This is a genomic window from Ferruginibacter sp. (genome assembly GCF_049840995.1).
In the GTDB taxonomy this organism is placed as follows: Bacteria; Bacteroidota; Bacteroidia; order Chitinophagales; family Chitinophagaceae; genus Ferruginibacter.
The window spans coordinates 112396-138139 of sequence record NZ_JASGIP010000009.1; the positions used below are offsets into that span (position 1 = coordinate 112396).

Annotated in this window: 30 protein-coding genes; 21 read left to right on the top strand and 9 right to left on the bottom strand. The window is 42.3% G+C overall.

All coding sequences use genetic code 11. The features are described from left to right. The first annotated feature begins 211 nt into the window (after positions 1 to 211). From QM738_RS24870 to QM738_RS24890, 5 genes are all read left to right on the top strand, one after another. Positions 212 to 610: a hypothetical protein gene (locus QM738_RS24870; protein WP_462279486.1), complete on the top strand. Its 399-nt coding sequence runs from the start codon at positions 212 to 214 to the stop codon at positions 608 to 610. A 32-nt stretch (positions 611 to 642) separates the two neighbouring features. Further along, positions 643 to 1053, top strand: coding sequence for a bactofilin family protein (locus QM738_RS24875; protein WP_462279487.1), 411 nt, complete (start codon positions 643 to 645; stop codon positions 1051 to 1053). A 96-nt stretch (positions 1054 to 1149) separates the two neighbouring features. Continuing rightward, a complete protein-coding gene (locus QM738_RS24880; RefSeq protein WP_462279488.1) occupies positions 1150 to 1341 on the top strand; it encodes a hypothetical protein in 192 nt (63 codons plus the stop codon). Continuing rightward, on the top strand, positions 1331 to 1546 hold the full coding sequence (locus QM738_RS24885) for a hypothetical protein (protein ID WP_462279489.1): 216 nt from the start codon (positions 1331 to 1333) through the stop codon (positions 1544 to 1546). Before QM738_RS24880 ends, QM738_RS24885 begins: the two co-directional genes overlap by 11 nt. Beyond that, positions 1539 to 2168 carry a SprT-like domain-containing protein gene (locus tag QM738_RS24890; protein ID WP_462279490.1) on the top strand — a complete coding sequence of 210 codons (630 nt, stop codon included), beginning with the start codon at positions 1539 to 1541 and terminating at the stop codon, positions 2166 to 2168. Before QM738_RS24885 ends, QM738_RS24890 begins: the two co-directional genes overlap by 8 nt. Before the next feature lie 6 nt (positions 2169 to 2174). On the opposite strand, the gene QM738_RS24895 is transcribed toward QM738_RS24890, so the two are convergent. The 3 genes from QM738_RS24895 to QM738_RS24905 are packed head-to-tail and all read right to left on the bottom strand — an operon-like array spanning position 2175 to position 3752. Continuing rightward, complete coding sequence (locus QM738_RS24895) at positions 2175 to 2867, bottom strand: hypothetical protein (RefSeq protein ID WP_462279491.1); 693 nt, start codon at positions 2865 to 2867, stop codon at positions 2175 to 2177. A 43-nt stretch (positions 2868 to 2910) separates the two neighbouring features. Then, complete coding sequence (locus tag QM738_RS24900) at positions 2911 to 3402, bottom strand: GNAT family N-acetyltransferase (RefSeq protein WP_462279492.1); 492 nt, start codon at positions 3400 to 3402, stop codon at positions 2911 to 2913. A 2-nt stretch (positions 3403 to 3404) separates the two neighbouring features. Next, positions 3405 to 3752 (bottom strand): VOC family protein, encoded by a 348-nt coding sequence (locus QM738_RS24905; protein ID WP_462279493.1) that lies wholly within the window; start codon positions 3750 to 3752, stop codon positions 3405 to 3407. 78 nt (positions 3753 to 3830) lie between these two features. Between QM738_RS24905 and QM738_RS24910 the strand changes: the two genes are divergently transcribed. The 7 genes from QM738_RS24910 (at position 3831) to QM738_RS24940 (ending at position 8845) form a co-directional block, all read left to right on the top strand. Then, positions 3831 to 4376, top strand: coding sequence for an RNA polymerase sigma factor (locus tag QM738_RS24910; RefSeq protein WP_462279494.1), 546 nt, complete (start codon positions 3831 to 3833; stop codon positions 4374 to 4376). Between the two features lie 2 nt (positions 4377 to 4378). Continuing rightward, complete coding sequence (locus QM738_RS24915; RefSeq protein ID WP_462279495.1) at positions 4379 to 5167, top strand: anti-sigma factor; 789 nt, start codon at positions 4379 to 4381, stop codon at positions 5165 to 5167. A 184-nt stretch (positions 5168 to 5351) separates the two neighbouring features. Continuing rightward, a complete protein-coding gene (locus QM738_RS24920; RefSeq protein WP_462279496.1) occupies positions 5352 to 5819 on the top strand; it encodes a fasciclin domain-containing protein in 468 nt (155 codons plus the stop codon). 10 nt (positions 5820 to 5829) lie between these two features. Beyond that, complete coding sequence (locus tag QM738_RS24925) at positions 5830 to 5913, top strand: fasciclin domain-containing protein (RefSeq protein ID WP_462279603.1); 84 nt, start codon at positions 5830 to 5832, stop codon at positions 5911 to 5913. A gap of 104 nt (positions 5914 to 6017) precedes the next feature. Further along, the gene (locus QM738_RS24930) at positions 6018 to 6989 is read left to right on the top strand and encodes a hypothetical protein (protein WP_462279497.1); all 972 of its coding nucleotides are present in this window, start codon (positions 6018 to 6020) and stop codon (positions 6987 to 6989) included. Between the two features lie 52 nt (positions 6990 to 7041). Further along, positions 7042 to 8235, top strand: coding sequence for a TolB-like translocation protein (locus tag QM738_RS24935; protein ID WP_462279498.1), 1194 nt, complete (start codon positions 7042 to 7044; stop codon positions 8233 to 8235). Positions 8236 to 8251: 16 nt separating this feature from the next. After that, positions 8252 to 8845: a hypothetical protein gene (locus tag QM738_RS24940; protein ID WP_462279499.1), complete on the top strand. Its 594-nt coding sequence runs from the start codon at positions 8252 to 8254 to the stop codon at positions 8843 to 8845. 83 nt (positions 8846 to 8928) lie between these two features. Here QM738_RS24940 and ytxJ read toward each other — a convergent pair whose 3' ends face one another. Further along, positions 8929 to 9267, bottom strand: a complete 339-nt coding sequence (gene ytxJ / locus QM738_RS24945; RefSeq protein WP_462279500.1) for a bacillithiol system redox-active protein YtxJ — start codon at positions 9265 to 9267, stop codon at positions 8929 to 8931. Between the two features lie 308 nt (positions 9268 to 9575). On the opposite strand from ytxJ, the gene QM738_RS24950 reads away from it, so the two are divergent. From QM738_RS24950 to QM738_RS24970, 5 genes are all read left to right on the top strand, one after another. Beyond that, complete coding sequence (locus QM738_RS24950; protein ID WP_462279501.1) at positions 9576 to 10346, top strand: exonuclease domain-containing protein; 771 nt, start codon at positions 9576 to 9578, stop codon at positions 10344 to 10346. Positions 10347 to 10419: 73 nt separating this feature from the next. Next, positions 10420 to 11205, top strand: coding sequence for a polyprenol monophosphomannose synthase (locus tag QM738_RS24955; protein ID WP_462279502.1), 786 nt, complete (start codon positions 10420 to 10422; stop codon positions 11203 to 11205). Positions 11206 to 11348: 143 nt separating this feature from the next. Beyond that, positions 11349 to 13379 carry a vWA domain-containing protein gene (locus tag QM738_RS24960; RefSeq protein ID WP_462279503.1) on the top strand — a complete coding sequence of 677 codons (2031 nt, stop codon included), beginning with the start codon at positions 11349 to 11351 and terminating at the stop codon, positions 13377 to 13379. 59 nt (positions 13380 to 13438) lie between these two features. Further along, positions 13439 to 15112, top strand: coding sequence for a carboxypeptidase-like regulatory domain-containing protein (locus tag QM738_RS24965; protein ID WP_462279504.1), 1674 nt, complete (start codon positions 13439 to 13441; stop codon positions 15110 to 15112). Positions 15113 to 15198: 86 nt separating this feature from the next. After that, on the top strand, positions 15199 to 15918 hold the full coding sequence (locus QM738_RS24970) for a T9SS type A sorting domain-containing protein (protein ID WP_462279505.1): 720 nt from the start codon (positions 15199 to 15201) through the stop codon (positions 15916 to 15918). Positions 15919 to 16113: 195 nt separating this feature from the next. Here the strand turns inward: QM738_RS24970 and xerD are convergent, their stop codons facing one another. Continuing rightward, positions 16114 to 17010, bottom strand: coding sequence for a site-specific tyrosine recombinase XerD (xerD, locus tag QM738_RS24975; protein WP_462279506.1), 897 nt, complete (start codon positions 17008 to 17010; stop codon positions 16114 to 16116). Between the two features lie 208 nt (positions 17011 to 17218). Between xerD and QM738_RS24980 the strand changes: the two genes are divergently transcribed. Beyond that, entirely contained in the window at positions 17219 to 17668 is a 450-nt protein-coding gene (locus QM738_RS24980; protein WP_462279507.1) for a YkgJ family cysteine cluster protein, read from the top strand. 146 nt (positions 17669 to 17814) lie between these two features. Here the strand turns inward: QM738_RS24980 and QM738_RS24985 are convergent, their stop codons facing one another. Then, positions 17815 to 18171 (bottom strand): YraN family protein, encoded by a 357-nt coding sequence (locus tag QM738_RS24985; RefSeq protein ID WP_462279508.1) that lies wholly within the window; start codon positions 18169 to 18171, stop codon positions 17815 to 17817. Between the two features lie 145 nt (positions 18172 to 18316). Here QM738_RS24985 and QM738_RS24990 point away from each other — a divergent pair, with 145 nt between their 5' ends. After that, positions 18317 to 18892: a DUF6580 family putative transport protein gene (locus QM738_RS24990; RefSeq protein ID WP_462279509.1), complete on the top strand. Its 576-nt coding sequence runs from the start codon at positions 18317 to 18319 to the stop codon at positions 18890 to 18892. 47 nt (positions 18893 to 18939) lie between these two features. Here the strand turns inward: QM738_RS24990 and QM738_RS24995 are convergent, their stop codons facing one another. Next, positions 18940 to 19608, bottom strand: a complete 669-nt coding sequence (locus tag QM738_RS24995; RefSeq protein ID WP_462279510.1) for a Dph6-related ATP pyrophosphatase — start codon at positions 19606 to 19608, stop codon at positions 18940 to 18942. Then, a complete protein-coding gene (gene rnhA / locus QM738_RS25000) occupies positions 19598 to 20068 on the bottom strand; it encodes a ribonuclease HI (protein ID WP_462279511.1) in 471 nt (156 codons plus the stop codon). The genes QM738_RS24995 and rnhA overlap by 11 nt, the downstream gene beginning before the upstream one ends. A 189-nt stretch (positions 20069 to 20257) precedes the next feature. Here rnhA and QM738_RS25005 point away from each other — a divergent pair, with 189 nt between their 5' ends. Further along, complete coding sequence (locus QM738_RS25005) at positions 20258 to 22921, top strand: DUF5916 domain-containing protein (RefSeq protein ID WP_462279512.1); 2664 nt, start codon at positions 20258 to 20260, stop codon at positions 22919 to 22921. Positions 22922 to 22981: 60 nt separating this feature from the next. Here QM738_RS25005 and QM738_RS25010 read toward each other — a convergent pair whose 3' ends face one another. Next, positions 22982 to 24265: a serine hydrolase domain-containing protein gene (locus QM738_RS25010; RefSeq protein WP_462279513.1), complete on the bottom strand. Its 1284-nt coding sequence runs from the start codon at positions 24263 to 24265 to the stop codon at positions 22982 to 22984. A 162-nt stretch (positions 24266 to 24427) separates the two neighbouring features. Between QM738_RS25010 and eat the strand changes: the two genes are divergently transcribed. Further along, positions 24428 to 25738 (top strand): ethanolamine permease, encoded by a 1311-nt coding sequence (eat, locus tag QM738_RS25015; RefSeq protein WP_462279514.1) that lies wholly within the window; start codon positions 24428 to 24430, stop codon positions 25736 to 25738. Positions 25739 to 25744: the final 6 nt, after the last annotated feature.

Genomic DNA, 25744 nt, shown 5'->3' on the forward strand with positions numbered 1-25744 from the left:
AGAATAACAGCCCTAAATATCGGTTATTTTTATTAAATGTCTTCAGAAACAAGAGGGTAAAATGCCACTTTACATTTTTTTTAGGAGGCCATTGCCGGCAGCATTTGCGTAAATATATTCCAGGCCTCCAAGTATAATTACGCTTTTTTAGGGGTGTTATTGCTTTTTCAGCCTCCTTTACTTAATTTTAAGCCCCTGCAATAAAAAAAATATGGCAAAATTTGACGCCAACAGCACATTAAAACGCTTGCGGAATCGTTACAGGTTGGTGGTGATGAATGAAGACACTTACGAGGAGGTGGTAAAGTTCAAATTAAATCGCCTGAGTGTATATATCGCTTTAAGTACTCTTTTCGTTTTACTGGTGGGACTGACCGTTTCCCTGATCGTTTTTACCCCGCTGAAGTATTATTTACCGGGGGTGGGTTATGGTAACGCCAAGCAGATAAAAGAGTACCGGTTCCTGAAGATGAGAACAGATTCGCTGGAAAAGGACATACAGTATAAACAGCAGTATTTTAATAATTTACAAAAAGTGCTGGAAGGTAATGTGCCAAAGCTGGATACCACCAAGCTTAACTTGCCCAAGGTGGAGAACAGTGATGAGTAAATATCCATTTTCAACCTCAAAAACTAAAGAATATGTTTAATTCAAAATCAAAAACATCGTTTGACGATACCAGCGCCAGCTCTACCAGCATTATTGGTGCAGGCACCACCATTACAGGTGATGTGCAAAGCAATGGTGATATTCGCATTGATGGCGTTATAAAAGGCAACCTTATATCCAAAGCCAAGATACTGGTGGGTGCAGGGGGCGTAATTGAAGGGGATATCGACGGTAAGCAGGCCGATATTTTAGGCAAGGTGACCGGTAAGATAAAAGTGGCCGACCTGCTGTACCTGCATGGCCAGGCCGTGGTGGATGGAGATATCTATGCAGGCAAACTGCAGATAGAACCTACTGCTTCCTTTAATGGTAAATGCCATATGGGCGCCAACGTGGTGGAACTGATCACCATTACCGAAAGGGCCACTGTAGTGAATGAATAGCTGACGGCGGTATAAAATATTACAATGCTCCTGGATATGTTCAGGGGCATTTCTTTTTTAGATAGTACCTTTGCAACCTTAACCAAAAACAGTTGAATGCAAAACACGCCCAAAACGGTATTGCCGTTGCTGATGGTCTTCCTTATTGTAAATGCTTTTTTATTAACAGGCGTTTCTTTTTTTGAAAAACACGGTATTGACCGTTATGTGCTGATAGCAGCGAACACGCTTTTTTTTTCTTACCAATTTCATTGCTTTTTTACTACAGCGCAGGGGATTGCAAAATAAAAATCCCAATGTTTTTGTACGCAGTATGATGGCCGCTATGATGATCAAGATGCTGCTGGTGCTGGGTGCGTTTATCGGGTATGTGGTGGGATTGGGTAAAGCGGTGAATAAGCCTGCTATTTACATTTCCATTGTATTGTATTTTCTATACCTGGCTGTAGAAGTGGCTATGGCGCTGAAGCTGAACAAACAGAAAAATGCCTAAACAGGAAGCGCCGCTGCTGCAGTTGCAGGATTATTTGCCGCAGGGCAGTTTTGAAGAAGTACTGTATTACCTGCAGCATTATAAAGTACACCTTACCATTACCCGCCAGCGGCAAACCATACTGGGCGACTACCGCCATGCGCATGCGGGACAAACGCATCGTATAAGCGTAAACGGTAACCTTAATAAATATGCCTTCCTCATTACATTGCTGCACGAACTGGCGCACCTGTTCACGTACGAACAGTTTGGCCACCGCGTAATGGCCCATGGCAAAGAATGGAAGAATGAGTTCAGTAAGATACTCGCTAAATTCCTGCTTAAAAAAGTATTTCCTGCAGATATTGAAAAAGCATTGATGCAGACCCTGCAAAATCCTGCTGCCAGCAGTTGCGGGGATGAAAAGTTATTAAGGGTGCTTAATCATTATGATGTAAAGAAGCCGGGCGTGGTGTTGGTGGAAGACCTTCATGAGGGGGCGCTCTTTAAAATAAAAGGGGGCCGCATATTTAAAAAAGGAGAGAAGGTGCGCAAGCGGTACAAATGCCTGGAAGTAAAGACCGGCAAATTATATTTATTCAGCGCAGTATACGAAGTGGAGCTGGTTGTTGTAAAAGACTAAAGATGTTTAATTGATCCACCTGTTCAATACTTTTTCATCGGCGCTTATTTTACCCAATACTTTATATTTACTCTGGCGCAGCACATAACTATCTGCTGCCGGTTCGTATTGTACATTTCGTGTACCCACAAACGTTGAGTGGATAAAATATACCGTACTGCCATCATTATAGATAAACCCGGTGTGATTGTCCAGTCCTACAATATATAATCCATAGCCTTGTTGCTGTATGGCCTGCAGGAAGCTGTCCATATTCACATTGCTGAAATGCTGCACGTATCTGGACTGCACTAATGCCAGTATCATTTGCTCGGATGCACATTGCGCCAGTTTTATTCTTGCAAGGCTAAGCCCGGCATCCCTTAAAATGGTGGTTACAAAATAACCGCAGGCAATGCTGCCCTGCTGCGGTGTTTCGGAAGTGCCGTTAAAGCTCCACGGGGTACCGATCCAGCTGGGGATGATGGTTTGCACCACGGCAGCGGTAAATATTTTTTCTTTTTGTTGCTTGGGCAGTGCATTCCAGCCCGCTTTATTTTGTTTACGGGTGAGTGCAATAACATTTTTGCAGGAATCGTAATTCAATACAGTGGAAACAGTAGCAGCAGATACCCTTGTAGTAACCGGCCTCACCTGTTCATTTTTTTGATGACAGGAAAATAAAAATGCTGCGATGAATAAATAAATGACAGTTTTCATTGCTGAACGGAATAGATGCAACGCTACCAATATTCCATACAATTTATTGTGAAAGATCTTTGATCATCCAGATATCGCAGCCATGGTGGCCGCTGTTGCCCAGGGGAGCGGGCAGGTAAGTAAAGCCCGATCTTTCGTATAGCGGTACAGCAATGTTCAATTCCGGCAAGGTTTCCAGGTACATTTTTTTGTATCCCAGTGCTCTTGCGGCATCAAAACATTTTTCCATCAATAATTTACCAATGCCTTTGCCACGGGCATCTTTATGCAGGTATAGTTTTACCAGTTCGCAGGTATCGGCAGGTAAATTGGCGGTTGGATAAATGCCACTGCCGCCCAATATCACGCCATTTTCTTCTGCTACAAAATATTTGCTTTTGGGATCGGTAAAAACAGCCGATAGTTCATCCGTAGTGGGATCGAAATAAACAGTACCGGGTTTGTTGGCATTGAATTCTTCCAGTGCTTTGCGGATGATGATGGCGAGTGCTTTATTGTCGGAAGGCCTGATAGACCTGGTGTTAATTGTAGTCATATTTAAAAACCGGGTTCCTGTATAAACCTTAAAAGATTCCCGTTATTATCTCTTATACTGAATTCTTTAATGCCACGGGGTTTATCTTCCAGCTTGCCTTTAAGGTGAATGATCTCCAGTGCGGAAAGTTCGGTATAAAAACATTCAATATCGGATACTTTTATAAAACAACAGGAGTTCTCGCAAAGTTGTTTATTACTGGATTGAAAAAAATGTAACTCTGTATGATCTTTTTTCATGACCACGTAACCGCCCTGGTCAAATGCTTTAAAGCCCAGTTTACTTTCATAGAACATGATCGTATCCTGGATGTTAAGCGCTGGTAAAACAGGGATGGTTTTCAGTATCATCTTTCCTTAATTATAAGTTAAGATACTTAGTTTTGAAAAAATAGTATACTTTCGGCATTAAATACCGCTTTTAAACACTTGTCCGCCATAACCAAATACAGTGAAGAGGAACTGGTAAGCCAGTTACAGAGCCGCAACCAGCAGGCTTTTTCTTACCTGTACGATAATTATGCAGCCGCCCTCAATGGTGTTATTTACCGCATGGTGAACGACAAGGAACTTGCAGAAGACATTTTACAGGAAGCCTTTGTTAAGATCTGGAACAATTTTGCCACTTACGATACAGCAAAGGGGCGTTTATTCACCTGGATGCTGAACCTTACCCGTAACCTTACTATTGATGTATTGAGGAGTAAAGGATATAAAAAACAAAGTAAAATCTCCGCAGACGAAAATTCCGTAAGTAATTACGCCGATAATAATGCCACTACCGAAAAATTTGATGCCATTGGCTTAAAAAAGCAATTAAGTAATTTAAAACCAGAGCAGAGAAGTATTATAGATATGGCATATTTCAGCGGTTATACGCAGGACGAGATATCGAAAGAAATGGGGATACCGCTGGGTACGGTGAAGACCCGTATGCGAACGGCAATTTTGGAATTAAGAAAACTGATACAATAAAAATGGATCCGCAGGATATCATATCATCCGGTGTGCTGGAGCTTTACGCTGCAGGCCTCGCCTCTCCCCAGGAAAGGGAGCAGGTAGCGCTTTGGGTGAAAGAATACCCGGAAGTAGCTGCGGAACTGGATGCCATACAATCAACGCTGGAACAATACGCACAGGCCAATGCTGTGGAACCTGCTGCGGGTGTAAAAGATAAAGTATTTGCTTCCATCAATACCGCAACAAGCAGCGGCAGTGGTATTGCGCCAACGCCTGCAAAAGTGGTGGCTGTGGCCGGTTACTGGAAATGGGTGGCAGCAGCATCTATTGTATTATTGGTTGGAAGCGCTGCCATGAATATGCTGTATTATAACAAATACAATACGGCCAGCGATCAGCTGAAAACAACACAGGAGCAACTGGCTTCCGTACAGGAGAAAAATAATGATGCCGAATCTATTGTAAAAATTTTACGTGATACCAACAGCATGCCGGTATCATTAAAGCAAACAGGATCTGCGCCTGGTACCAATGCAAAAATATTCTGGATGCAGGACAGTAAAGAGGTGTGGGTGGATGCCAGCAACTTACCGGATGTACCTTCCGATAAACAATACCAGTTCTGGGCAATCGTGAATGGTGTTCCCGTTGATGGTGGTTTGATCATCACCGATGATAAGGGGAAAAAATTCCGCATGCAAAAAATGAAATCTTTTGGCAAGGCAGATGCCTTTGCGATCTCGCTCGAGAAAAAAGGCGGCAACGCCACACCAACCGAAGTGGTAAGTGTTGGTAAGGTGATTTAATTTTCCCGTATTTATTCTTCATTACAATTTATTTTTTTAAGTATTGTGTATTGATCGAATCAATATGTGATCACTGTTTTATTGATACTATTAAAAAATAATTTTATAAAAATCCAATCCGACTTTTTTCATACCCCGTAGATGTTTGTACAATACTTCAATCAAAAAACTTAAAAAGACATTTATGAAACAGGTAAAAAAAATTTTCATTGCTGCAATAGCATTATTATTTGTGAATGCATCATTTGCACAAATGGAACAAACCAAAATGGTGGGCGGTGCTGCTATGTATCCCTCCAAAAATATTGTTGAAAACGCTGTGAACAGTAAAGACCACACTACACTGGTTGCCGCAGTAAAAGCTGCAGACTTGGTAGGTACTTTACAAAGTGCAGGACCCTTTACTGTATTTGCACCGGTTAATAAAGCATTTGATGCTTTGCCTGCAGGTACAGTTGATAATTTATTAAAACCAGAGAACAAAGCAAAATTAACAGGGGTGTTGACCTATCATGTGGTTGCAGGTAAATTAACTTCGGTAGAACTGGCCAAACTGATAAAAGAAGGTAACGGTACCGCGGAGCTGAAAACTGTTGCAGGTGGTAAACTGTGGGTGATGATGAAAGGAAAGAAGAATCGTTATCAAAGATGAAAGCGGCAATATGGCTTATGTAACCATTAAAGATGTTAATCAAAGCAATGGTGTGATACATGTGATAGATCACGTATTACTTCCTAAAATGTAATTGAATAAACAGTAAATAAAAACCCTGTTCTGCATAAGAACGGGGTTTTTATTTTAAGGCTTAAGTACTACAGGGTGTTGTCGTTAATTTTAGTATTTTTAAGCATGATACGTTTAAAACCTATTGCTGCTGTATTTCTCTTTTTTTTATTACCTGCATTGACCCATAGCCAGAATTTTGGAGGCAATCCATCCTCTATCAAATGGAAACAGGTAAACACCCCTAAGGCAAGAGTTATATTTCCCGCCGGACTGGACAGCCAGGCCAACCGTATAGCCAATGTGGTGCAGCTGATGGACAGCAGTACTTCCAAAACAATTGGCGGATCGCAACGCAAATGGAATATTGTATTACAAAATCAAACCACTATACCCAATGCTTATGTAAGAATGGCGCCCATTATGAGCGAACTGTACATGACACCGGGACAGAATAATTTTACAACAGGCAGCGTACGTTGGGATGATAATTTAATTACGCATGAGAACCGGCACATGCAGCAGTTCAGCAATTTTAATAAGGGATTTACAAAGCTGTTCTCTTTCTTCTTGGGCCAGGAAGGACAGTTGTTTGCCAACGGACTTTTATTACCCGATTATTTTTTTGAAGGGGATGCTGTATGGCAGGAAACACTGGTGAGTGCACAGGGCAGGGGCAGGATGCCTGCTTTTTTAAATGAATTTAAAGCAATATGGACGGCAGGTAAAAACTACCGCTGGAACAAATACCGCAGCGGTTCATTGAAGGATATGGTGCCGGATCTTTACCCGATCGGTTATATACTGGTGGCTTATGGGTATGAAAAATATGGTGCAGATTTCTGGAAAAAAGTTACGGATGATGCCGTGCGGTTGAAAAGCCTTTTTAATAAAGCTATTGAAAAAAATGCGGGTATCCCGTTCACACAGTTCAGGAAAGATGCGGTAGCGTATTATCAAAACCAACTGTTAAAAAAAGAAAAAACATTTTTATTGACTGGATACCTGACCAATACACAAAAGAATAATGTGGTGGATTACCTGTTCCCCAATTTTATCAGCAATGACAGCATACTGGTAACAAAAAGATTCTTATAAAGAGATCCCTGCTTTTTATATCATCACCAATGGTAAAGAAGAAAAGATACGGGTGAAGAATTATTGCATTGATGATTATTACTCCTATAAGAACGGCAAAGTGGTGTATGCTTCTTTCCAGTCAGATCCACGATGGGGCAACAGGGATTACAGTGTGCTGCAGGTACTGGATATTCACACCAAAAAACAATACCGGCTTACCAGCAGGTCAAAATATTTTTCGCCTGATATCAATGCAGATGGTACCGAAGTGCTGGCAGTGAATGTAGCCATCAACGGCACCAATAACCTGCACCGCCTGGATGCTGCTACAGGAAAGCTGGTTGCAGCAATTCCTAATCCGGGTAATTATTTTTTTACGCAAACAAAATATATCAACAACAGCTCGGCTGTATCTGCAGTGCGCCATCCCGATGGAAGAATGGCATTGGTAAAAGTAGATCTTACGAACGGGCATACAGAAAATATCACGCCGTTCTCGTACAATGTACTGGGCTATCCCTCCGTAAAAGGAGATACCGTTTATTTTACCATGATGAATAATGGTGCGGACAATACGTTTGCAGTTACATTGGCTAACAATAAAATTTTTGCATTGACCACAGGCGCGGGAAGTGTATATTATCCTGCAGTAAATTCCAATAATGAATTAGTGGCATCAGCATTTACTGCTGCCGGTAACCGGTTGACCAAAATAAATTTAAAAGGAATGGCCTGGTCCCCTGTTGCGGAAACTGCTGTAACAACAGTTGCTGAAGCAGGTGCAGATGATGCTTTAAAAAACAGGCCTGGAGCCGGAGTATTGTACAACCTTGCAGATAAAAAAAATCCTGTTACGCCTTACAGAAAGGGAGGCCATCTTTTCAGCTTTCACAGCTGGCGGCCGGTGCTGGATGAGCCGGAATACGGTTATACTTTATACAGCGATAATGTACTGAGTAATTTCACCAACAGCATCAGTTATACTTATAACCGTAATGATAAAAGCCATACGGTAGGTATCGGCAGCGTGTATGCGGCATGGTTACCTGAGCTGAGCCTGACTGCTGAAGAAACTTTTAACCGTCATGCAGATACAGCGATCGGCAAGCCGCCGATCGAGTTCAATACTGCAAAACTTGCGGCAGGGATTAATATCCCGTTACGTTTTGTAGGTGGCCGCACCAGTAAGCTGTTGAATTTTGGCGGCAGTTATAATATTGAGCAATACGCCTATAAAAAAGTAACCAGAGAATATTTTCAATAATAAAGCCGTGGATTATGTGACCGCATTTTTATCGTTCCGTAATGTCAGCCAGCAGGCAAAGCAACACATCAATCCCCGCTGGGCGCAGGCATTAGCAGTAAACTACAGCGATGCATTTACGTACAGCAACAGCCATAAAATGGTGGGCACGGCTTCTTTTTATTTCCCTGGGCTGTTTGTGAATCACAGCCTGGTGATAAATACAGCCTATCAAAAACGCGACACTTTGCCCGACCTGTTCAGCAATATTTTTCCTTATGCAAGAGGGTATGAAGCTTTAAGCACCAGGCGTATGTACAAGCTGGGTGCCAATTATCATTTCCCTATCTGGTATCCTGATGGCGGTATCCCCGACCTGCTTTATTTTCAGCGCATCAGGGGCTGTGCATTTTATGATTACAATAATGCCAGGGCAAGGGTGAGCGGTGTATTAACGGAGATCAAGAACAGGAGCGTGGGTGGCGAATTATATTTTGATACCAAGGTATGGAATTCGCTGCCGGTAAGTTTTGGCGTGCGCTTTACGCATTTGCTGGATCAGGACCTGCTGAACCCCAGTGTAAAAAATAAATGGGAGATCATTGTGCCCATCGGTTTAATACCGGATTGATACATACGGGCAAAAAAAATCCGGAATTGATTTCCGGCAGATCGTGTAAGATCATAAAAAGCGTGTTGTAATAACGGTGCCAGCTATAGCTTACCGCTAACCATTTCTTCAATCTCGTCCATCTGTATGCCGCTATGGCTTTCTTCATACACACATTCGCCATTCTTAATTAAAAGAACCTGCGGCGATTCGTGCGCTACGGCAAAATCCTCAGCGATCTTATTGGATAAACTGCGGTGCTTTACCAGGTCGAGATAATAAAAATCGGCATTGTTGGGGGGAGTGCTTCTTTCCAAACGGTTTTTTGCCATGCTGCTGATAGAGCAGCGGGTGCTGTGCTTAAAGATCACCTGGGCTTTTTGCTTCGATAATTCTTTTAATTCATTCAATTGTGCTTCTTCTGTCAGGTCGATCCAGGTCATAACAACAGGCGCTTAATTAATGGATAATGCCTTCAGTGCCAGGGCATCCTGATTTACGGGTACTGGTGCAACTGGTAAACATTGCTGCCATTACGGTAAGGATGGCCAAAGCGAAAAATAGTTTTTTCATTGGTTAATTTTTCAGGTTTTAATAGATAAAATCGATGCCCAATAAGTGCAAAGATAAATTACCAACGGTAAACGGCGAAATCTACTAAATTATTACCTTGCCGCTTGAAATAGTGTAAAAACACCACTATTTTTAACTTAGTTTTCAATAAAATATGAATTCAACCTTTAACTCAACCATGTTACAACTAACACGCCCTATTGCATTTATTGACCTGGAAACCACCGGGGTAAGCCTTTCAAGCGACCGGATCATCGAGATCGCTGTAATAAAGATACTACCGGATGGGTCAAGACAGGTAAAAAGAAAACTACTGAATCCACAGATACCCATCCCCAAAGCATCCAGCGATATTCACGGTATCACTGATGCAATGGTAAAAGACGCACCTACTTTTAAACAATCGGCCAACGAAATAAAGATGTTCATTGATGGCTGCGACCTGGGGGGATATAACAGCAACCGGTTTGATATTCCTATACTGATGGAAGAATTCCTGCGCTCGGGACTGGATGTGGACCTGAGCAAGAGAAAGATGATCGATGTGCAGCATATCTTTTACACCATGGAACCGCGTACTTTAAGCGCCGCTTATAAATTCTTTTGCGAAAAAGAACTGGTGGATGCCCATAGTGCCGAAGCCGATGTAAGCGCCACCATTGATGTGTTCCTGGCCCAATTAAAAAGATACGAGAAGCTTGGTAATACTGTAGAATCGGTGCTGGGCGTGATCGGTGAAGAAAAGATAGTAGACTATGCCCGCCGCTTTAGTTTTGATGATAAGGGGGTGGAAATATTCAATTTTGGCAAGTATAAAGGCCGTTCGGTAGCAGAAGTGCTGAAAGCTGAACCGCAGTACTACGACTGGATGATGCGGGGCGATTTTCCATTGCATACCAAGCAGAAGCTCACGGAGATATTCAACCGCGCCCTGTTAAAAAACAACTAATTTGTACCTGTGGGAAATATCTGCATAAAGCATTCCCTTATTTTTTGTAAATTTGAGTATACAAGAACCTGATTTGGAAAAACTGGTCATCATACCGACTTATAACGAAAAGGAAAATATCCAGCACATTATTGCTGCGGTAATGGACCTTGGGCTGCAATATCATGTGCTTATCATTGATGATAATTCACCTGATGGCACAGCTAATATTGTGCGTTCGTTATTTGCAAAATATCCCGGCCAGTTGTTTTTAGAACAACGCCAGGGAAAGCTGGGGTTGGGTACGGCTTATATTTTTGGCTTTAAATGGGCCATTGATAAAGGCTATCGTTTTGTCTTTGAAATGGATGCAGATTTTTCGCACAATCCTAAAGACCTGGAACGCTTATACCAGGCCTGTAAGCAGGGTGCCGGTGTGGCGGTAGGTTCCCGTTATGTAAAAGGTGGAGCGGTGGAAAACTGGCCAGCCAACAGGATACTGTTATCAAAAGGCGCTTCTTTATATACCCGCATGATCACCTGGATGCCGGTAAAAGATCCTACTGCAGGATTTGTATGTTACCGCAGGGAAGTACTGGAAACCATCAACCTGGAAGAGATCAGTTTTGTGGGCTATGCTTTCCAGATCGAAATGAAATTTGCCGCCTGGAAACTGGGCTTTAAAATAGTGGAAGTACCCATTACATTCATCGACCGTGAACTGGGGGCCAGCAAAATGAATAAAGGCATTGTAAAAGAAGGTATACTGGGTGTACTGGAACTGCGCTGGCAAAGCCTTTTTAAGAACTATCGTAAAAGGGTCACCAATTCGGTGTATACCAACTCGGTTTCTTTTCAGCAGCAGCAATTGAATGTGTAATAGTTTACAACAAAAATAATTGAATGAATATCCCGGCAAAGCCGGGATATTTTTTTGTATACAAAAGTTTGTTGTTTTATTTTTTTTAAAACATTTTATGTAATCCGCAAAACTTTTTGCATCAGTATAACAAATCAATTGTTATGCGTAAAGTACTCTTTGTAATCGGGCTATTTATTTTTGTTTCTTTTGCTTTTTCAGCAGCAGCGCCATTTGTTTTAACCGGTAAAGTATTGGATAAAGATGGCAACCCAGTGGCCTTTGCTATAGTAAAGATCACCGGAACTAAACAAGCAGTAACCGCTGATGCCGATGGTGTTTTCTCCATCAAAGTAAAAGAAGGAGATGAATTGGAAATTGGTGGCCCTGGTTATATAGCAGTAAAGGTAAAAGTAGGAACAGAAAAAGTGCTTTCAATAGCTTTAGAACATTCCAGCCAGACATTAACGGAAGTAGTGGTTGTTGGCGCATATAATATAAAACGAAATGTAAGATCAGTCAGTGGAGCATGTCAAACAATTTCCCCGGAGCAATTGAATACAGTAAGAATGGGTAACGTTAGTAATGCCCTTGCCGGCAAGGTTGCAGGAGTGCAGGTGAGATCTCAATCCGGTTCCGGCTACATTGTTAATAACAACCAGGATACTAAATTAAGCAATCATTGGGCAGGGCAAAGCAATTATGCCGCCGATAGTTCAGGTACAAACAGGGAAGGGTATGATCTTACACAGGAAAATGATTTTTTAACTGTAAAAGACAATGCGCTGTCTACTTTTTCTATTGATGTGGATGCAGCTTCGTACAGCAATGTGCGCAGGTTTTTAAATAGCAAAGAACTGCCCCCAGCCGGCGCCGTTAGGATAGAAGAAATGGTGAATTATTTTAAGTATGAATACCCTCAACCAAAAGACAATGAGCCTTTTTCGGTAAATACAGAAATAAGTGATTGCCCCTGGAACAAGGAACATCGCCTGGCATTAATTGGTTTACAGGGAAAGATTATTCCTACGCAAAACCTGCCTGCTGCCAACCTCGTTTTTTTAATAGATGTGTCAGGGTCTATGGAAGATGAAAATAAATTACCCCTCGTAAAAAGTTCTTTAAAGTTATTGGTGGATCAATTGCGCCAGCAGGATAAAGTAGCCTTGTGTGTGTATGCAGGTAATGCAGGATTGGTATTGCCTTCTACCGACGGTATGCAAAAACAAAAGATCAAAGATGCAATTGATGCCTTGTCTGCAGGCGGTTCCACTGCGGGAGGAGCCGGTATCAACCTTGCTTATAAAACAGCTTTGGATAATTTTATTAAAGATGGTAACAACAGGATCATTTTATGTACGGATGGTGATTTTAATGTAGGGGTGAGTAGTGATGCTGCGCTGGAAACATTGATAGAAAAGAAAAGGAAGGATGGCGTATTCCTTACCGTACTTGGCTTTGGTATGGATAATTACCAGGATGCCAAAATGCAGAAGCTGGCGGATAAGGGTAATGGCAACCATGCTTATATCGATCAACTGAGTGAAGCTAAAAAAGTATTGGTGAATGAATTCGGCGGCACTTTGTTCACAATAGCAAAAGACGTAAAACTACAGGTAGAATTCAACCCGTTTTTTGTACAGGGTTACAGGCTGATCGGGTACGAAAACCGTATGCTGGCCAAAGAAGATTTTAAGGATGATACAAAAGATGCCGGCGAAATGGGCAGCGGGCATACCGTAACGGCTTTGTACGAGATCATTCCTGCCGGTATTAATTCTCCTTTTTTGAAAAAGATAGATGCTTTAAAATACCAGGCTGTGGGAAATGCCCCGGCAAAGTCGTTCAATAATGAATTGATGACAATCAAATTACGGTACAAACAACCCGATGGGGCAACCAGTAAGCTGATTGTAAAACCGGTAACTGATCAGCGGGAATCTTTATCAGCAGCATCGGGTAATTATCGTTTTGCCGCAGCGGTGGCAGAATTTGGCCTGTTATTGAGAAACTCCAGGTTCAAACAATCTGCCAGCTACAAAAATATTCTATCCCTGGCCCGGGGAGCCGCTTTACAGTATGATGTAGAAGGCTATCGGAAAGAGTTCCTAGACCTTGTTAAAACCGCTTCCAGGCTTGCCGGAAATGTTGTTGATGACAAAGAAGTGGAAGCAGAAAATGTAGGGGTAAGATAATTTATGTAATTCGGAAACTACGTGCATCCTGATTGAAAGCACCTTAAAAACTAACTGTTATGCAGCAAATGCAGCTCTCCATACCGGAACCATGCCATGAGAACTGGGATGCAATGGCACCCTCAGAACAGGGCCGCTTTTGTAATGCCTGCGCCAAACAGGTGGTTGACTTCAGCAATATGAGCGATGCGGAAGTGCTGAATTATTTCTCCACCATCACCACCGAAAAAGTATGCGGCCGGGCTTATCCCGATCAGCTGGAAAGAACGATCAGTATGCCGAAGGAAATAAAGAAAAGGAAGTTCTGGTACTGGAATTATATCACCATGCTGTTACTGTTCTTTAGTAAAACAAACAATACCAAAGCGCAAAATAAAAGAATGACAACTGGTAGTGTGCAAAAAGTGAGTGCGGATCAATTGAATGTGGTAAGAACAACGAATATAAATGATGCGCTTGCCGGAAAAGTAGGAGAGGTAGCAATAAATCAGAACTCTGTAATCAATGGCGTAGTTAAAGACATCAATGGTGATCCTATTCCATTTGCATCTGTAAGAATTAAAAAAAGTAATACTGGGTTGAATGCTGATGCGAATGGAGCGTTTAGTTTGAAAGTAAATGTGGCTAAAGATACAATAGTGATCAGTGCAGCCAGCTTTAAGCCAATGGAAGTGACATTGCAGGGATTGAAAAATTATGAATTCAAACTTGAAAAAGATCCTAACCCTCCTAAAGAAGAATATATAGTGGCTCGGGCAGGCGGAATATCTTTTAGAAGAATGCCTGAAAAAACCTATTCAAAATATACGCTCACATTCAATGTAAAAGATAATGCAACGCTGCAGCAGGTATCCAAAGCATCTTTGATCATTGCAAAAACAGGAAAAGATAAAATTGATACTGTTTTGACTAACAGCAAAGGTGTTTTTAAACTGGATAAAGTAAGGCGGGATGAAAACTATATCATTAAAGTGATCGCTGATGGATATGATGACCAGGAGCTGGAAATAAATGCCCGTTATTTCAATGAAAAAAAGATCAATAAAGAAATATTGCTGCATAAAAAGCCGGTAGTTGTACAGCCAGCATCCAGGGTTCGGTTGATGGGCAATGTAAGTTCTACTTTAAGAAATACCGATGTATTGTATGTAGTAGATGGTACGATTACGACAAAAGCAGTTGCAGATGCTATAGGTGCAGATAATATAGAAGATGTTTCTGTTTTACAAGGGCCTGCCGCTGCCGCATTATTCGGCCCTTATGGCAGCAATGGCGCTATAATAATCAATACAAAAAAGAAACAACAGGCAGTATATAAAAGCTTAGATACAGTTGCTGTTAAATCTTATGGCAGTCTCAAAAGAACAACCGTAACAGGCGCCGTGTCAGCTATGGGAGGAATGATACCGGGTGTATGTATCAGGGCAACAGTAAAGGACTCTGTAAAAACAATGGTGTTGAAAGCGGTTGGAGCGTTGAAAGTATATCCTGATCCTGTTCAGAGAGGTAATGCATTTACAGTGGCGTTAAAATTAAAAATGCCGGGTGATTATATTGTGCAGGTTGTTAATGAAACGGGACGAATTCTTTTACAGCAACAGGTTGTTGCTTCTATAAAAGAACTTACTGCAACCATACCAACAGATATGCAATGGAGCAGCGGGGTTTATTTTGTTCGTGTACTGGATAAAAAAGCCAGCTTGATCATTACAGATAAAATCGTTATAAGATAATGTGGAGAAGTATTAACATAATGCGTGTATTAGTGCTGACATTGATGACAGGAATAAACCATGCAGGGTTTTCTCAAAATAACAGTGTGCCAGGCAAATCCATTTTATCTGAAACAACAGAAGCATCTTTTGCCGCGGTTTTAAAAGATAAACATGGTGTAGTTTCTATGTCCTCACAAGCGGGGCCGGCTGTATTAATAAGATGTAGGGGGAGAATTACCGATAGTGCCCAACTTGCTTTATTAGTTGTAGATGGTTTAATAATAAAAGATAGTAAGAATATTGACACTGACCTGATCGTGGATATCACTGTGTTGAAACCTGTGGATGCCGTCGCTTTATTTGGCATGAAAGGTAAGAATGGCGCAATAATTATCTCTACCAGTAAAGCAACTTTCAATAAAACGAAAACATTGGATACCGTGAGGATCGGCAACGGCCCGGTTTGTATACTAAGAAAAAATATTTCTTCTTCTTTCATAAAAAAAGAAGATACGGTGCGATTAGCACAGTTAATACAAGGCAAGGCAATTGAGCCACATGCGACTTTAAAAATATATCCTGACCCGGTTGTGAAAGGTGCTGCTTTTAAAATTGCGTATAGTGTACAACAGCCCGGGGATCATGTGATACAGGTTATTAACGCTTCGGGACAAATTGTGTTACAGCAAAAAACTGTTACAACTGCAAAACAATATACAGCAGCACTGCAGACCGGTACCAACTGGAGCAGTGGAATTTATTATATAAGATTGTTTGATGGTAATAACAAAATGATCAGCACTAACAACTTTCTTATTCAGTAGTTTGGTTGTGTTTTATGCCGGCCGTGATGCCTTCCTCACAGAGTAATCAAACAGGAGCATTGGGCCGGTTTTTTTATTGCTTTGCGTTCCTGTTTTACATGGTCAGACGGGGGCGTCGCACCATGCATGATCAGACAGGGCGTCAGATCATGCGGCGCACACGGTCTGACGCCCTCGTCTGACCGTGTGAGGCGGCTACTTAAAAGCAGGATGATACTGCTGCAAAGTATCTCTTAAATACTCCCGGTCTAAATGCGTATAAATTTCGGTGGTGGTGATGCTTTCGTGACCCAGCATTTCCTGTACCGCACGGAGGTCGGCGCCGCCTTCCACCAAATGTGTTGCAAAGGAGTGCCGGAAAGTGTGCGGCGAAATGGTTTTGCTGATACCGGCTTTTTTAGCCAGCTCTTTTAAAATTAAAAATACCATTACACGGGTAAGTTTGCTGCCACGGCGGTTGAGGAATAACATATCTTCCTGGTCTTTTTTAACCGGCAGGTGCACCCTGATATCATCCTTATAAATTTTGATGTATTTAATGGCATCACTGCCGATGGGTACCAGCCTTTCTTTATCGCCTTTACCGATCACTCTTATAAATCCCACATCGAGGTATAAACAACTGATCTTTAAATTCACCAGTTCGCTTACCCGCAGGCCGCAGCTGTAAAGTGTTTCCAGCATGGCTTTATTGCGGCCGCCTTCGGGTTTGCTCAGGTCTATCTGCGCAATGATGTTCTCTATTTCCTGGAAACTCAAAGTATCGGGTAAGGCACGCTTCAGTTTCGGCGCTTCTAATAGTACCGTTGGATCCACTGTGGTGATCTGTTCCAGCAAACAATATTTATAAAAACTGCGCAATCCCGAAATGATCCTTGCCTGCGAAGTGGCCGTCATGCCCAGCTCTGCAATCCATTTTACAAATTGTTCCAGGTCCTGCAGGGTTACTTTATCGGGCGCTTTGGAACCAGTATCCTGTAAAAAAACGGTGAGCATATCAATATCATGCAGGTAGGCTTCCACCGAATTATCTGCCAGTGATTTTTCCAATTGTAACCAGGCTTTGTAGCCTTTTTTATAAGCATCCCACATAGAGAGGAGTCATTGGTCATTAAGTCATTAAATAACTTCAGTGCTGCATTTCGCTTTATAAGTGAGCGATAATTTTGCAGCTTAAGTTTATTTAAAACAATTATACACTATTTTCGCTGCTTTAATTTATCTACAACCATTAAAATTTAATATGCAGGCAGTCAATCTCCGTTCCTTTAAGCAAAAGGTGAAGGCGAATAAAAGGCGCATGAAAACCTTTCTTACCAAAACAGAAAATAACCCTCCACGTGGCCTGGATAAATTAACAGCTGCACTGGAACCTGAAGTTTGGAAAGAAGTGGACTGCCTTACCTGTGCCAATTGCTGCAAAACAATGACGCCTACTTATACGCCTTCGGATATCAAAAGAATTGCGGCGCATTTTAATCAAACACCGCAGCAATTCAAAGACCAATGGCTGGTGTACGAAAAAAGAGATAAGGATTGGCAGAATAAAAAGCAGCCCTGCCAGTTTTTGAATTTAAAAGATAATAAGTGTTCCATCTACGAGATACGCCCGGTGGATTGTGCCGGCTTTCCGCACCTGCCTAAAAAGAAGATGGTGGACTACATGCACGTTCATAAACAAAATATCGAGTACTGCCCGGCTACGTATAAGCTGGTGGAGAAGATGATGGCTGCGGCGGGGAAATTGTAGATTTATGATTTTAGATTTGCGATTGCAGATTTTAGATTGTTTTTTTTGTTACGGGTTGCGGGTTTGTTTGTTGGCGAATAGGTATTCTTTTCTTTGAGGATTTATTCGCAAACAAACAAACCCGTAACGAAAACAACCCGTAACCCTCACAAAAAAACGTCCTCAATAAAAAAATACTCCACCGCTGTTCCTTTAAAAATGCTGATGGCCAGTATATCGAATTGTATCCTTTGCCATTGCGGGTGCTGGTATAAAAATTCTTCTGAAGCATCAATTAAATTACGGAGCTTCTTTTTTGATACGGCATCTTCCGGCAGGCCGAATTGTTTACTGCGCCGGGTCTTTACTTCTATAAAATGTAATACATCGTCTTTTGTTGCAATGATATCCACTTCCAGGCGGCCGTGGCGCCAGTTTTGGTGCAGTATGGTAAAACCCGTTTGAACCAGGTGTTTTGCCGCCATATTTTCGCCTGTGCTGCCTGTTTGATTGTGTGCTGCCATTGAATGAAGGCCTGAGCCCTTCTTTTAGTTTGAAATACAGGCAGAAAGGTTGGCAGGCGTGTAAATAATATTGGGTAAAAGCCGGTTGAAACTAATTGATAAATAAAAATATTATTGCTTATTTTTGCTGCAAACAAATCAAAAGATGAAGACGCAAAATAAACCCATGATCATTATTGCAGCCGGATTGATACTGATTGCTGCACTTTCAAGATTACTGCCGCATCCGCCCAATTTTGCACCGATTGCTTCTTTGGCCATTTTTGGAGGCGCTGTAGTGGGTAATAAAAAATATGCACTGGTGCTGCCTTTAGGTGCTTTGCTGTTGAGCGATGTGCTGTTTGAATTATTTACAGATACCAAGGGTTTTTATGATATCAGCCAGTCTTTTGTATATGGCGCTGTTATCCTGATCACTTTCCTTGCTACCCAGATCAAAAAAGTTAACACCAAAAATATACTGTTTGCCTGCCTGTGGAGCAGTGTTATATTTTTTGTTCTTTCCAATTTTGGCGTGTGGGTGAGTGGCGCATTTTATCCAAAAACATTTGCTGGTTTAATGGAATGCTACTACGCAGCGATCCCTTTTTACAAAAATGAATTCTTTGGCAATTTTGTACTGAACCTGTTCATGGGCAATGTTTTTTATACCGCCCTGCTGTTTGGCGCTTATGCAGTTGTAAGAAAACTAATGCCGGAAGCAGATACGCAACTCGCTTGATCGATAAAAAATATTTTAAAGAACCTGCTTTAACCGGCAGGTTTTTTTTATTGCGCCTCCAACTGGGTAAACCAGTATTTTTCGTGCAGTATATTTTCCGTTACGTTTACTTTAATAGGATTGCTGAAGAGCGGGCAGTTGATGACCAGGGTATGAAATTCTCCATTCTCCCCACAAACATCCACACCCAGTTTTTCCAGGTCGGCCACGCATTGTTCATCTATCAAACGGCCTAAAAAATCCGGTCCCATTATCTCGTTGCAGCTTACTATAATCGTTTTGATGCCGGCATCCAGCATCTGCATTACCAGTTGCTTCCGGTCTTGCTGCCACAGTGGTAATACAGCAATAAGCCCCGCATTGCTGCAAACCTTTTCTTCCCAGTCGCGGTGCGGTTGCAGGTCAATATCACCGAATACAGCGTGTGACAGATCGCACTCTTCCTTCAGCCTTTTTAAAGCACCTGTAAAATTCATTTCATAATCATTCCAGCTGCTGGCGATCAGTTCAATAGGCAGCCCTGCGGCTTTGGCCTGTAATTGCAGTATTGCAGCAGGAATACCATGACTGCGGGATATTTTACCTGCTTCATTTAATACGTTCAGTAACACTGCGGGGCTGTAACCCTGTTGTATGGCCTGCATCAGGGCAAAGCAACTGTCTTTACCGCCGCTCCAGCTGCATAATATTTTATGGGTGCTGCTATTATTTTTCATATTCATTGGCTTCGTACCATTCGTCTATGGCAAGGTCTTTTCCATCGGCGGCGCTGGTGGCCAGTTCGTCGCAACGGTTGTTGAATGGATTGGTGGCATGCCCTTTTACCCAATGCATGGTGATCTTAAATTTTGCCGCAATTCTATGATAATGCTTCCACAGGTCGCTGTTCTTTTTACCACCTTTAAAATCGGTCTTTATCCAGTTCTTCAGCCAGCCCTCGGTGATGGCTTTTACCACGTATTGACTATCGGTATAAACCTGTACCGGCAGTTCTGTTTTTTTCAAGGCTTCCAGTGCGGTTATCACTGCCAGTAATTCCATGCGGTTATTGGTGGTCAAGCGGTAACCTTTTGATATTTCTTTGCGGTGGTTGTTCCACATCAATATAATGCCATATCCACCCGGGCCCGGGTTGCCTCTCGATGCGCCGTCTGTATAGATCTGTATGCTGCTCAATCTTTTTTTATTAAGGCGCTAAGTTAATGTTAGTTAGGTAATAATATTTCTCATAGTAATTTATAAAACAGAAAACAATGATTTTTACAGTGAACTCCCTTTTAAAAATACCTTTAACCAGCTATTGAAGAAAATTGCCGTTGCTAAATTTTACATTTTTGTATTGAGTGGCAAGGGTTAATATTGAGTATGTTTAAAAAACTGCTGCCTGCTGCTATATTCAGCCTTTTATTCCTTTCCTTAAAAGCTGCTAACGACTCCATCGTTAAAAAGAAATATTTTACAAAAGCATTAAAGACCGGTTCCATCACTATCGATGGCATTCCTTCGGAAGAGGCGTGGAACACGGTTGAATTTGGCGGCAATTTTACACAATGGCAGCCCAATGAAGGTAAAGCACCGTCGCAACCCACCCAGTTTAAAATATTGTACGACGAAAAATATTTGTACGTGGCGTACTGGTGTTATGATGTATCTCCCGATTCTATCGTAAAAAGAATGGGCAGGCGGGATGATTTTCCCGGAGATTTTGTAGAGATCAATATTGACAGTTATCATGATAAACGTACCGCATTCTCCTTCACCACTTCCGTATCGGGAGTAAGGGGCGATGAATTTGTTAGCAATGATGGTAATAACTGGGATGAAAGCTGGAATCCTATCTGGTATGCCAAAACACATGTGAACAAGAATGGCTGGACGGCTGAGATAAAGATCCCTTTCAGCCAGTTGCGCTATGGCAACGAAAAAGAAAAAGTGTGGGGTTTCCAGGTTACGCGGCGGCTTTTCCGTAAAGAGGAGCGGAGCACTTTTCAACTGGTGCCGCAGAGTTCGGGTGTATGGGTGAGTGGTTTTGCAGAGCTGCACGGCATCAAGGATATACCCATGCACCGCCAGGTGGAAGTGGCGCCTTATGTTACTGCAAAGGCAGAAAAATACAAAGCGGAGCCGGGCAATCCTTTCGCTACAGGATCGGATGCAAAAGTATCGGCGGGTGTGGATGGTAAAGTAGCGGTTACGAATGACCTGATACTTGATTTTACCATCAATCCCGATTTCGGGCAGGTGGAAGCCGACCCCTCACAGGTACGCATAGACGGTTTTCAGAATTTTTTTGAAGAGAGACGGCCTTTCTTTATCGAGAGCAGGAATATTTTCGATTACCAGCTCACCGGTTCTGAAGCCGGTGGCGATTATGATGCCGACCTGCTTTTTTACAGCCGGCGTATCGGCAGTTCGCCGCATGGTTTTGCCAATACCGGTACAGGCGAATACGCTGATGTTCCGCAAAATACTTCGATCCTCGGTGCTGCAAAATTCAGTGGTAAAACGAAAAAAGGATTGAGTATCGGTATCCTGGAAAGTGTTACGCAACGGGAGATGGCCACCATCGATAAAAGCGGTGTACGCCGTAAGGAACTGGTGGAACCTTTAACGAGTTATTTTGTAGGACGTTTGCAGAAAGATTTTAAGCATGGTAATACGATCATTGGTGGCATATTCACTGCAGTGAACAGGGAGAACGGTTTGAGTGATATCCTGCACCGCAGTGCATATAGTGGCGGTTTTGATTTTTTGCATTACTGGCGCAACCGCACCTGGTATATCAGGGGCAATGTAGTGTACAGCCATGTAACGGGTACCAAAGAAGCGATACTGAATACACAAACTGCATTTGAACATTTATTTCAGCGGCCGGGCGCTACGGAACTGGGTGTTGACAGCAGCCGCACTGCGCTTACCGGTACAGGTGGTACGGTAAGGTTTGGTAAGATTGGTGGCAGGCCGGGCAGGCTGGGGCAGGTGTTTAAATTTGAAACGGGTTTTACACTCCGCTCCCCGCAACTGGAGTTGAATGATATTGGTTTCATGCTTACCACCAACGAGATCAATCATTTTACCTGGATGGGATTGCATTTTCAAAAACCATTTGCAGTTTTCCGCAATGCAAGGCTGAACTATAACCACTGGAGCAGGTGGGATTACAGTGGTAAATTCATCTTCCAATTGTTCAACGTAAATGCACATGCCACTTTTAAAAATAACTGGCAGACAGGCGGCGGCTTTAACTGGAACCCGCTTGAAATTACCAACAATGCTTTACGGGGAGCCAGCGCTTTCCGACATCCTAACGGTATGGGGTACTCGTATTACCTGAATACCGATTACAGGAAAAAAGTGCAGGGCAGTGTAAGCTTTAGTAATTTCTGGGGTTTTGAGAACACCACTAAAGGCAAAGACGTCAGCTTATCGGTAATATACCAGCCTACCAATGCTTTGAACATCAGCCTGAGCGGCAGTTACAGTTATTACCGCCGCCGCCAGGACCAGTTCGTGGAAAACGTGGATTTCAATAATACCATCCGCACTATTGTAAGCCAGGTAAAACAAAATACGCTGCGTTTTGTAGCAAGGTTGAATTATAATATCACGCCCGATCTTACTTTACAATACTACGGGCAGCCTTTTATTACAAGACCTGTGTACAGCAATTTTGCCTATGTAAGCAGCCCGATGGCCAAACAATACGATGACAGGTTTCACAAGTTTGCGGCTAACCAGGTAAAGCTTAATGGGGACCAGTACCTGGTGGATGAGAACAATGATGGTATCACGGATTATACTTTCAGTAAACCCGATTTTAATTTTGTGCAGTTCCGTAGTAATCTTGTAGCAAGATGGGAATACAAACCCGGTAGTGAACTGTACCTGGTATGGAGCCAGGGCAATACGGCCGATAATGCTTTTAATGAACTGGATACACCGATCGTAAAAAGCCTCTTCACCAACGCCTTCGCATCACAGGCCAGGAATATCTTTTTAGTAAAATGGACCTACAGGTTTTTAAGATAAAAAAATTGTGATCAATAAAGAAGGCCGGTGCATGCACCGGCCTTCTTTATTCGTACCTGTTTATTTTAAACTGCTGTACACGATCGTTTCAAATTTTGCAGCCAGATCTCCGTGACTGTTGGGTGTTTGCTGCGTCATGATAAGGCAAACAAGATTGGCTTTTGGATCGGCCCAGTACGTAGTGCCATAATAGCCTCCCCATGCAAAGCTGCCTTCGTTGCGGGGCAACTTTGCTGCAGCTTTAGCGGAAGTGATCTCGAAGCCCAGCCCGAAATTATCATCATTGGCGCCTATCTTAAGATCCAGTTGGCCGCTGATCATCATTTTTACAATGCGGGGAGATAATATTTGATGGCCATTATATTTACCACCGTTCAACAGCATCTGTAAAAATATCGCATAGTCGTAAGCGGTAGATGATAAGCCGGCGCCACCGGAAAAATAATGCGTATTCATCAAAGGATAATCGGGATCGATATTCCTGAAATCGTGCGCCCATTTTATAACATGGTGCTGGTTATCTTCTGTGTATACGCTTGCCATGCGCCCGGCTTTTTCCTGCGGTACATTGAAATAAGTATCTTTCATGCCCAGCGGATCAAAAATGTTTTTCTTTAAAAAATCATCCAGCGTGGTGCCGCTGATCACTTCTATCAAACAACCCAGCAGGTCACAGTTCAAGCCGTATAAAAATTTTTCACCCGGCTGATTCTTCAAAGGCAGTTTGGCCAGTACATTCATTTTCTCCAACAGGTTGGCATTAAAATAACCTAATCCCGATGGTACGCCTGCTTTTGCATATACTGCTTTCATTTCTTCGGTACCGATACCTGCATAATCAATACCGGATGTATGCGTAAGTAGGTCCCTGAACGTGATATCCCTTTTTGCAGGTACGGTGGTATATGTTGTATCAGCTTTGTTGAATTTATCCAGCACCACAGGATTTTTAAATGCAGGAATGAAATCAGCAATGGGTTCATCCAATAATAATTTACCCTGTTCGTATAAGATTAAAATACCGGCGCTGGTAATAGCTTTTGTCTGGCTCATGATCCTGAAGATGGTATTATTGGTCATTGCTTTTTTGGTATCCATATCTGCAACACCATAGCCTTTGTACTGCACCAGTTGATTATCTTTTACCACCAGGGTAACCACGCCGGTCACCCAGTTCTTATTGATATAACTGTTCACCAGTTCATCAATGCGCTGTAATCTTTCCATATCAACAGATGGGTTAGGTTTGGAAGTGGTTTGTATCACCTGCGAAAAACCTGTGTTGATAAAATGTATCAAACAAAAACCTGCACAAATAATATGGCGTGTAAAATGTTTTTTCATTGTTGCTGAAAATTATCTTTTAAAGAATATGTAATTTATTATAAAATGAGATGTAGAGCATTGATTTGTTTCCTGAAAAGCGGTATTAAAATAAGCTGATATTTTGATACCGCCATAAATTATCAGGCAATTAGTTTTATATTGAGGAAAACCAACCTGACTATGACCTCATCCCCGCCTGTATTAAAAAAAGCATTGAGCGCCACCCATCTTTGGGCAATTGCAGTGGGGCTGGTGATCTCCGGCGAATATTTTGGATGGAACTACGGATGGGGTGTTGCAGGTACCGTAGGTATGATCATTGCAACACTGGTGGTTACCCTGCTGTATGTGTGTTTTATTTTCAGCTTTACCGAACTTACCACTTCTATACCCGATGCAGGCGGTCCTTTTGCTTATGCTTTTAAAGCATTGGGCGCTACTGGTGCACTGATCGCCGGCTATGCAACACTGGTGGAATTTTTACTGGCGCCGCCTGCCATTGCTTATGCGCTGGGCAGTTACCTGCATTTTTTATATGGATGGTTCGATGTGCAATACACTGCTATCGGCAGTTATATTGTTTTTACGCTTATTAATTTACTGGGTGTAAAAGAATCAGCGGTGTTTACGTTGATCATCACATTACTGGCGGTGGCCGAGCTGCTGATCTTTATGGGCATTGTGGCGCCGCATTTTGAAATGAAAAATTTTATGCACAACAGCATGCCTTTTGGTTGGTCCGGTGTGTTTGCTGCATTGCCTTTTGCAATATGGCTGTACCTGGCTATAGAAGGTGTGGCTATGGTGGCAGAGGAAACAAAAGATCCGCATCGTACCATTCCCAGGGGATATATTTCCGGTATCATTACCTTAGTATTACTTGCATTGGGCATTATGGTATTTGCAGCGGGCATTACCGATTGGAAAAATCTGTCTTCTATTGATTATCCTTTACCCGAGGCTATCAGCTATGCATTGGGAAAGAATAACCAGTTCACCAAATTGTTTGCAGGCATTGGATTGTTTGGTTTGATAGCATCATTTCATAGTTTGATCACGGCTTATTCAAGACAAATATTTTCGCTATCAAGAGAAAATTACCTGCCGGGATTTCTTTCCAAAGTACATCCACGTTTCCGTACACCGCATTGGGCATTGCTGATGGGTGCAGTGGTAGGTATCATTGCAATCCTTTCAGGAAAAACGAATGAACTGATCCTTTTCTCTGTACTCGGTGCGGTGGTAATGTATATCATCAGTATGATCAGCCTTTTTGTACTAAGAAAAAAAGAGCCACAGGCAACACGTCCTTTCAACGCGCCGTTCTATCCTTGTTTCCCGGCAACGGCATTGTTGCTCTCGCTTGTCTGCCTCGTAGCCATTGTATATTATAACCCGATGATCAGCGTTTATTTTTTTGCACTATTGCTGCTGATCGTGATACTGTTTGTAACTTCAGGCCGGCACAAAAAACAAAATGCCTTCTTTTAAATCATC

Bases quoted from the DNA above. Each gene is read 5' to 3' on its own strand.
- QM738_RS24915 (WP_462279495.1), top strand. From the start codon at position 4,379: ATGGATCCGCAGGATATCATATCATCCGGTGTGCTGGAGCTTTACGCT.
- QM738_RS24960 (WP_462279503.1), top strand. From the start codon at position 11,349: ATGCGTAAAGTACTCTTTGTAATCGGGCTATTTATTTTTGTTTCTTTT.
- QM738_RS24990 (WP_462279509.1), top strand. From the start codon at position 18,317: ATGAAGACGCAAAATAAACCCATGATCATTATTGCAGCCGGATTGATA.
- QM738_RS24950 (WP_462279501.1), top strand. From the start codon at position 9,576: ATGTTACAACTAACACGCCCTATTGCATTTATTGACCTGGAAACCACC.
- QM738_RS24905 (WP_462279493.1), bottom strand. From the start codon at position 3,752: ATGATACTGAAAACCATCCCTGTTTTACCAGCGCTTAACATCCAGGAT.
- QM738_RS24930 (WP_462279497.1), top strand. From the start codon at position 6,018: ATGATACGTTTAAAACCTATTGCTGCTGTATTTCTCTTTTTTTTATTA.
- QM738_RS24995 (WP_462279510.1), bottom strand. From the start codon at position 19,608: ATGAAAAATAATAGCAGCACCCATAAAATATTATGCAGCTGGAGCGGC.
- QM738_RS24985 (WP_462279508.1), bottom strand. From the start codon at position 18,171: ATGGCAGCACACAATCAAACAGGCAGCACAGGCGAAAATATGGCGGCA.
- eat (WP_462279514.1), top strand. From the start codon at position 24,428: ATGACCTCATCCCCGCCTGTATTAAAAAAAGCATTGAGCGCCACCCAT.
- ytxJ (WP_462279500.1), bottom strand. From the start codon at position 9,267: ATGACCTGGATCGACCTGACAGAAGAAGCACAATTGAATGAATTAAAA.
- QM738_RS24980 (WP_462279507.1), top strand. From the start codon at position 17,219: ATGAAAACCTTTCTTACCAAAACAGAAAATAACCCTCCACGTGGCCTG.
- QM738_RS24870 (WP_462279486.1), top strand. From the start codon at position 212: ATGGCAAAATTTGACGCCAACAGCACATTAAAACGCTTGCGGAATCGT.
- QM738_RS24895 (WP_462279491.1), bottom strand. From the start codon at position 2,867: ATGAAAACTGTCATTTATTTATTCATCGCAGCATTTTTATTTTCCTGT.
- QM738_RS25005 (WP_462279512.1), top strand. From the start codon at position 20,258: ATGTTTAAAAAACTGCTGCCTGCTGCTATATTCAGCCTTTTATTCCTT.
- QM738_RS24925 (WP_462279603.1), top strand. From the start codon at position 5,830: ATGGCTTATGTAACCATTAAAGATGTTAATCAAAGCAATGGTGTGATA.
- QM738_RS24875 (WP_462279487.1), top strand. From the start codon at position 643: ATGTTTAATTCAAAATCAAAAACATCGTTTGACGATACCAGCGCCAGC.
- xerD (WP_462279506.1), bottom strand. From the start codon at position 17,010: ATGTGGGATGCTTATAAAAAAGGCTACAAAGCCTGGTTACAATTGGAA.
- QM738_RS24900 (WP_462279492.1), bottom strand. From the start codon at position 3,402: ATGACTACAATTAACACCAGGTCTATCAGGCCTTCCGACAATAAAGCA.
- QM738_RS24880 (WP_462279488.1), top strand. From the start codon at position 1,150: ATGCAAAACACGCCCAAAACGGTATTGCCGTTGCTGATGGTCTTCCTT.
- QM738_RS24965 (WP_462279504.1), top strand. From the start codon at position 13,439: ATGCAGCAAATGCAGCTCTCCATACCGGAACCATGCCATGAGAACTGG.
- QM738_RS24920 (WP_462279496.1), top strand. From the start codon at position 5,352: ATGAAACAGGTAAAAAAAATTTTCATTGCTGCAATAGCATTATTATTT.
- QM738_RS24890 (WP_462279490.1), top strand. From the start codon at position 1,539: ATGCCTAAACAGGAAGCGCCGCTGCTGCAGTTGCAGGATTATTTGCCG.
- QM738_RS25010 (WP_462279513.1), bottom strand. From the start codon at position 24,265: ATGAAAAAACATTTTACACGCCATATTATTTGTGCAGGTTTTTGTTTG.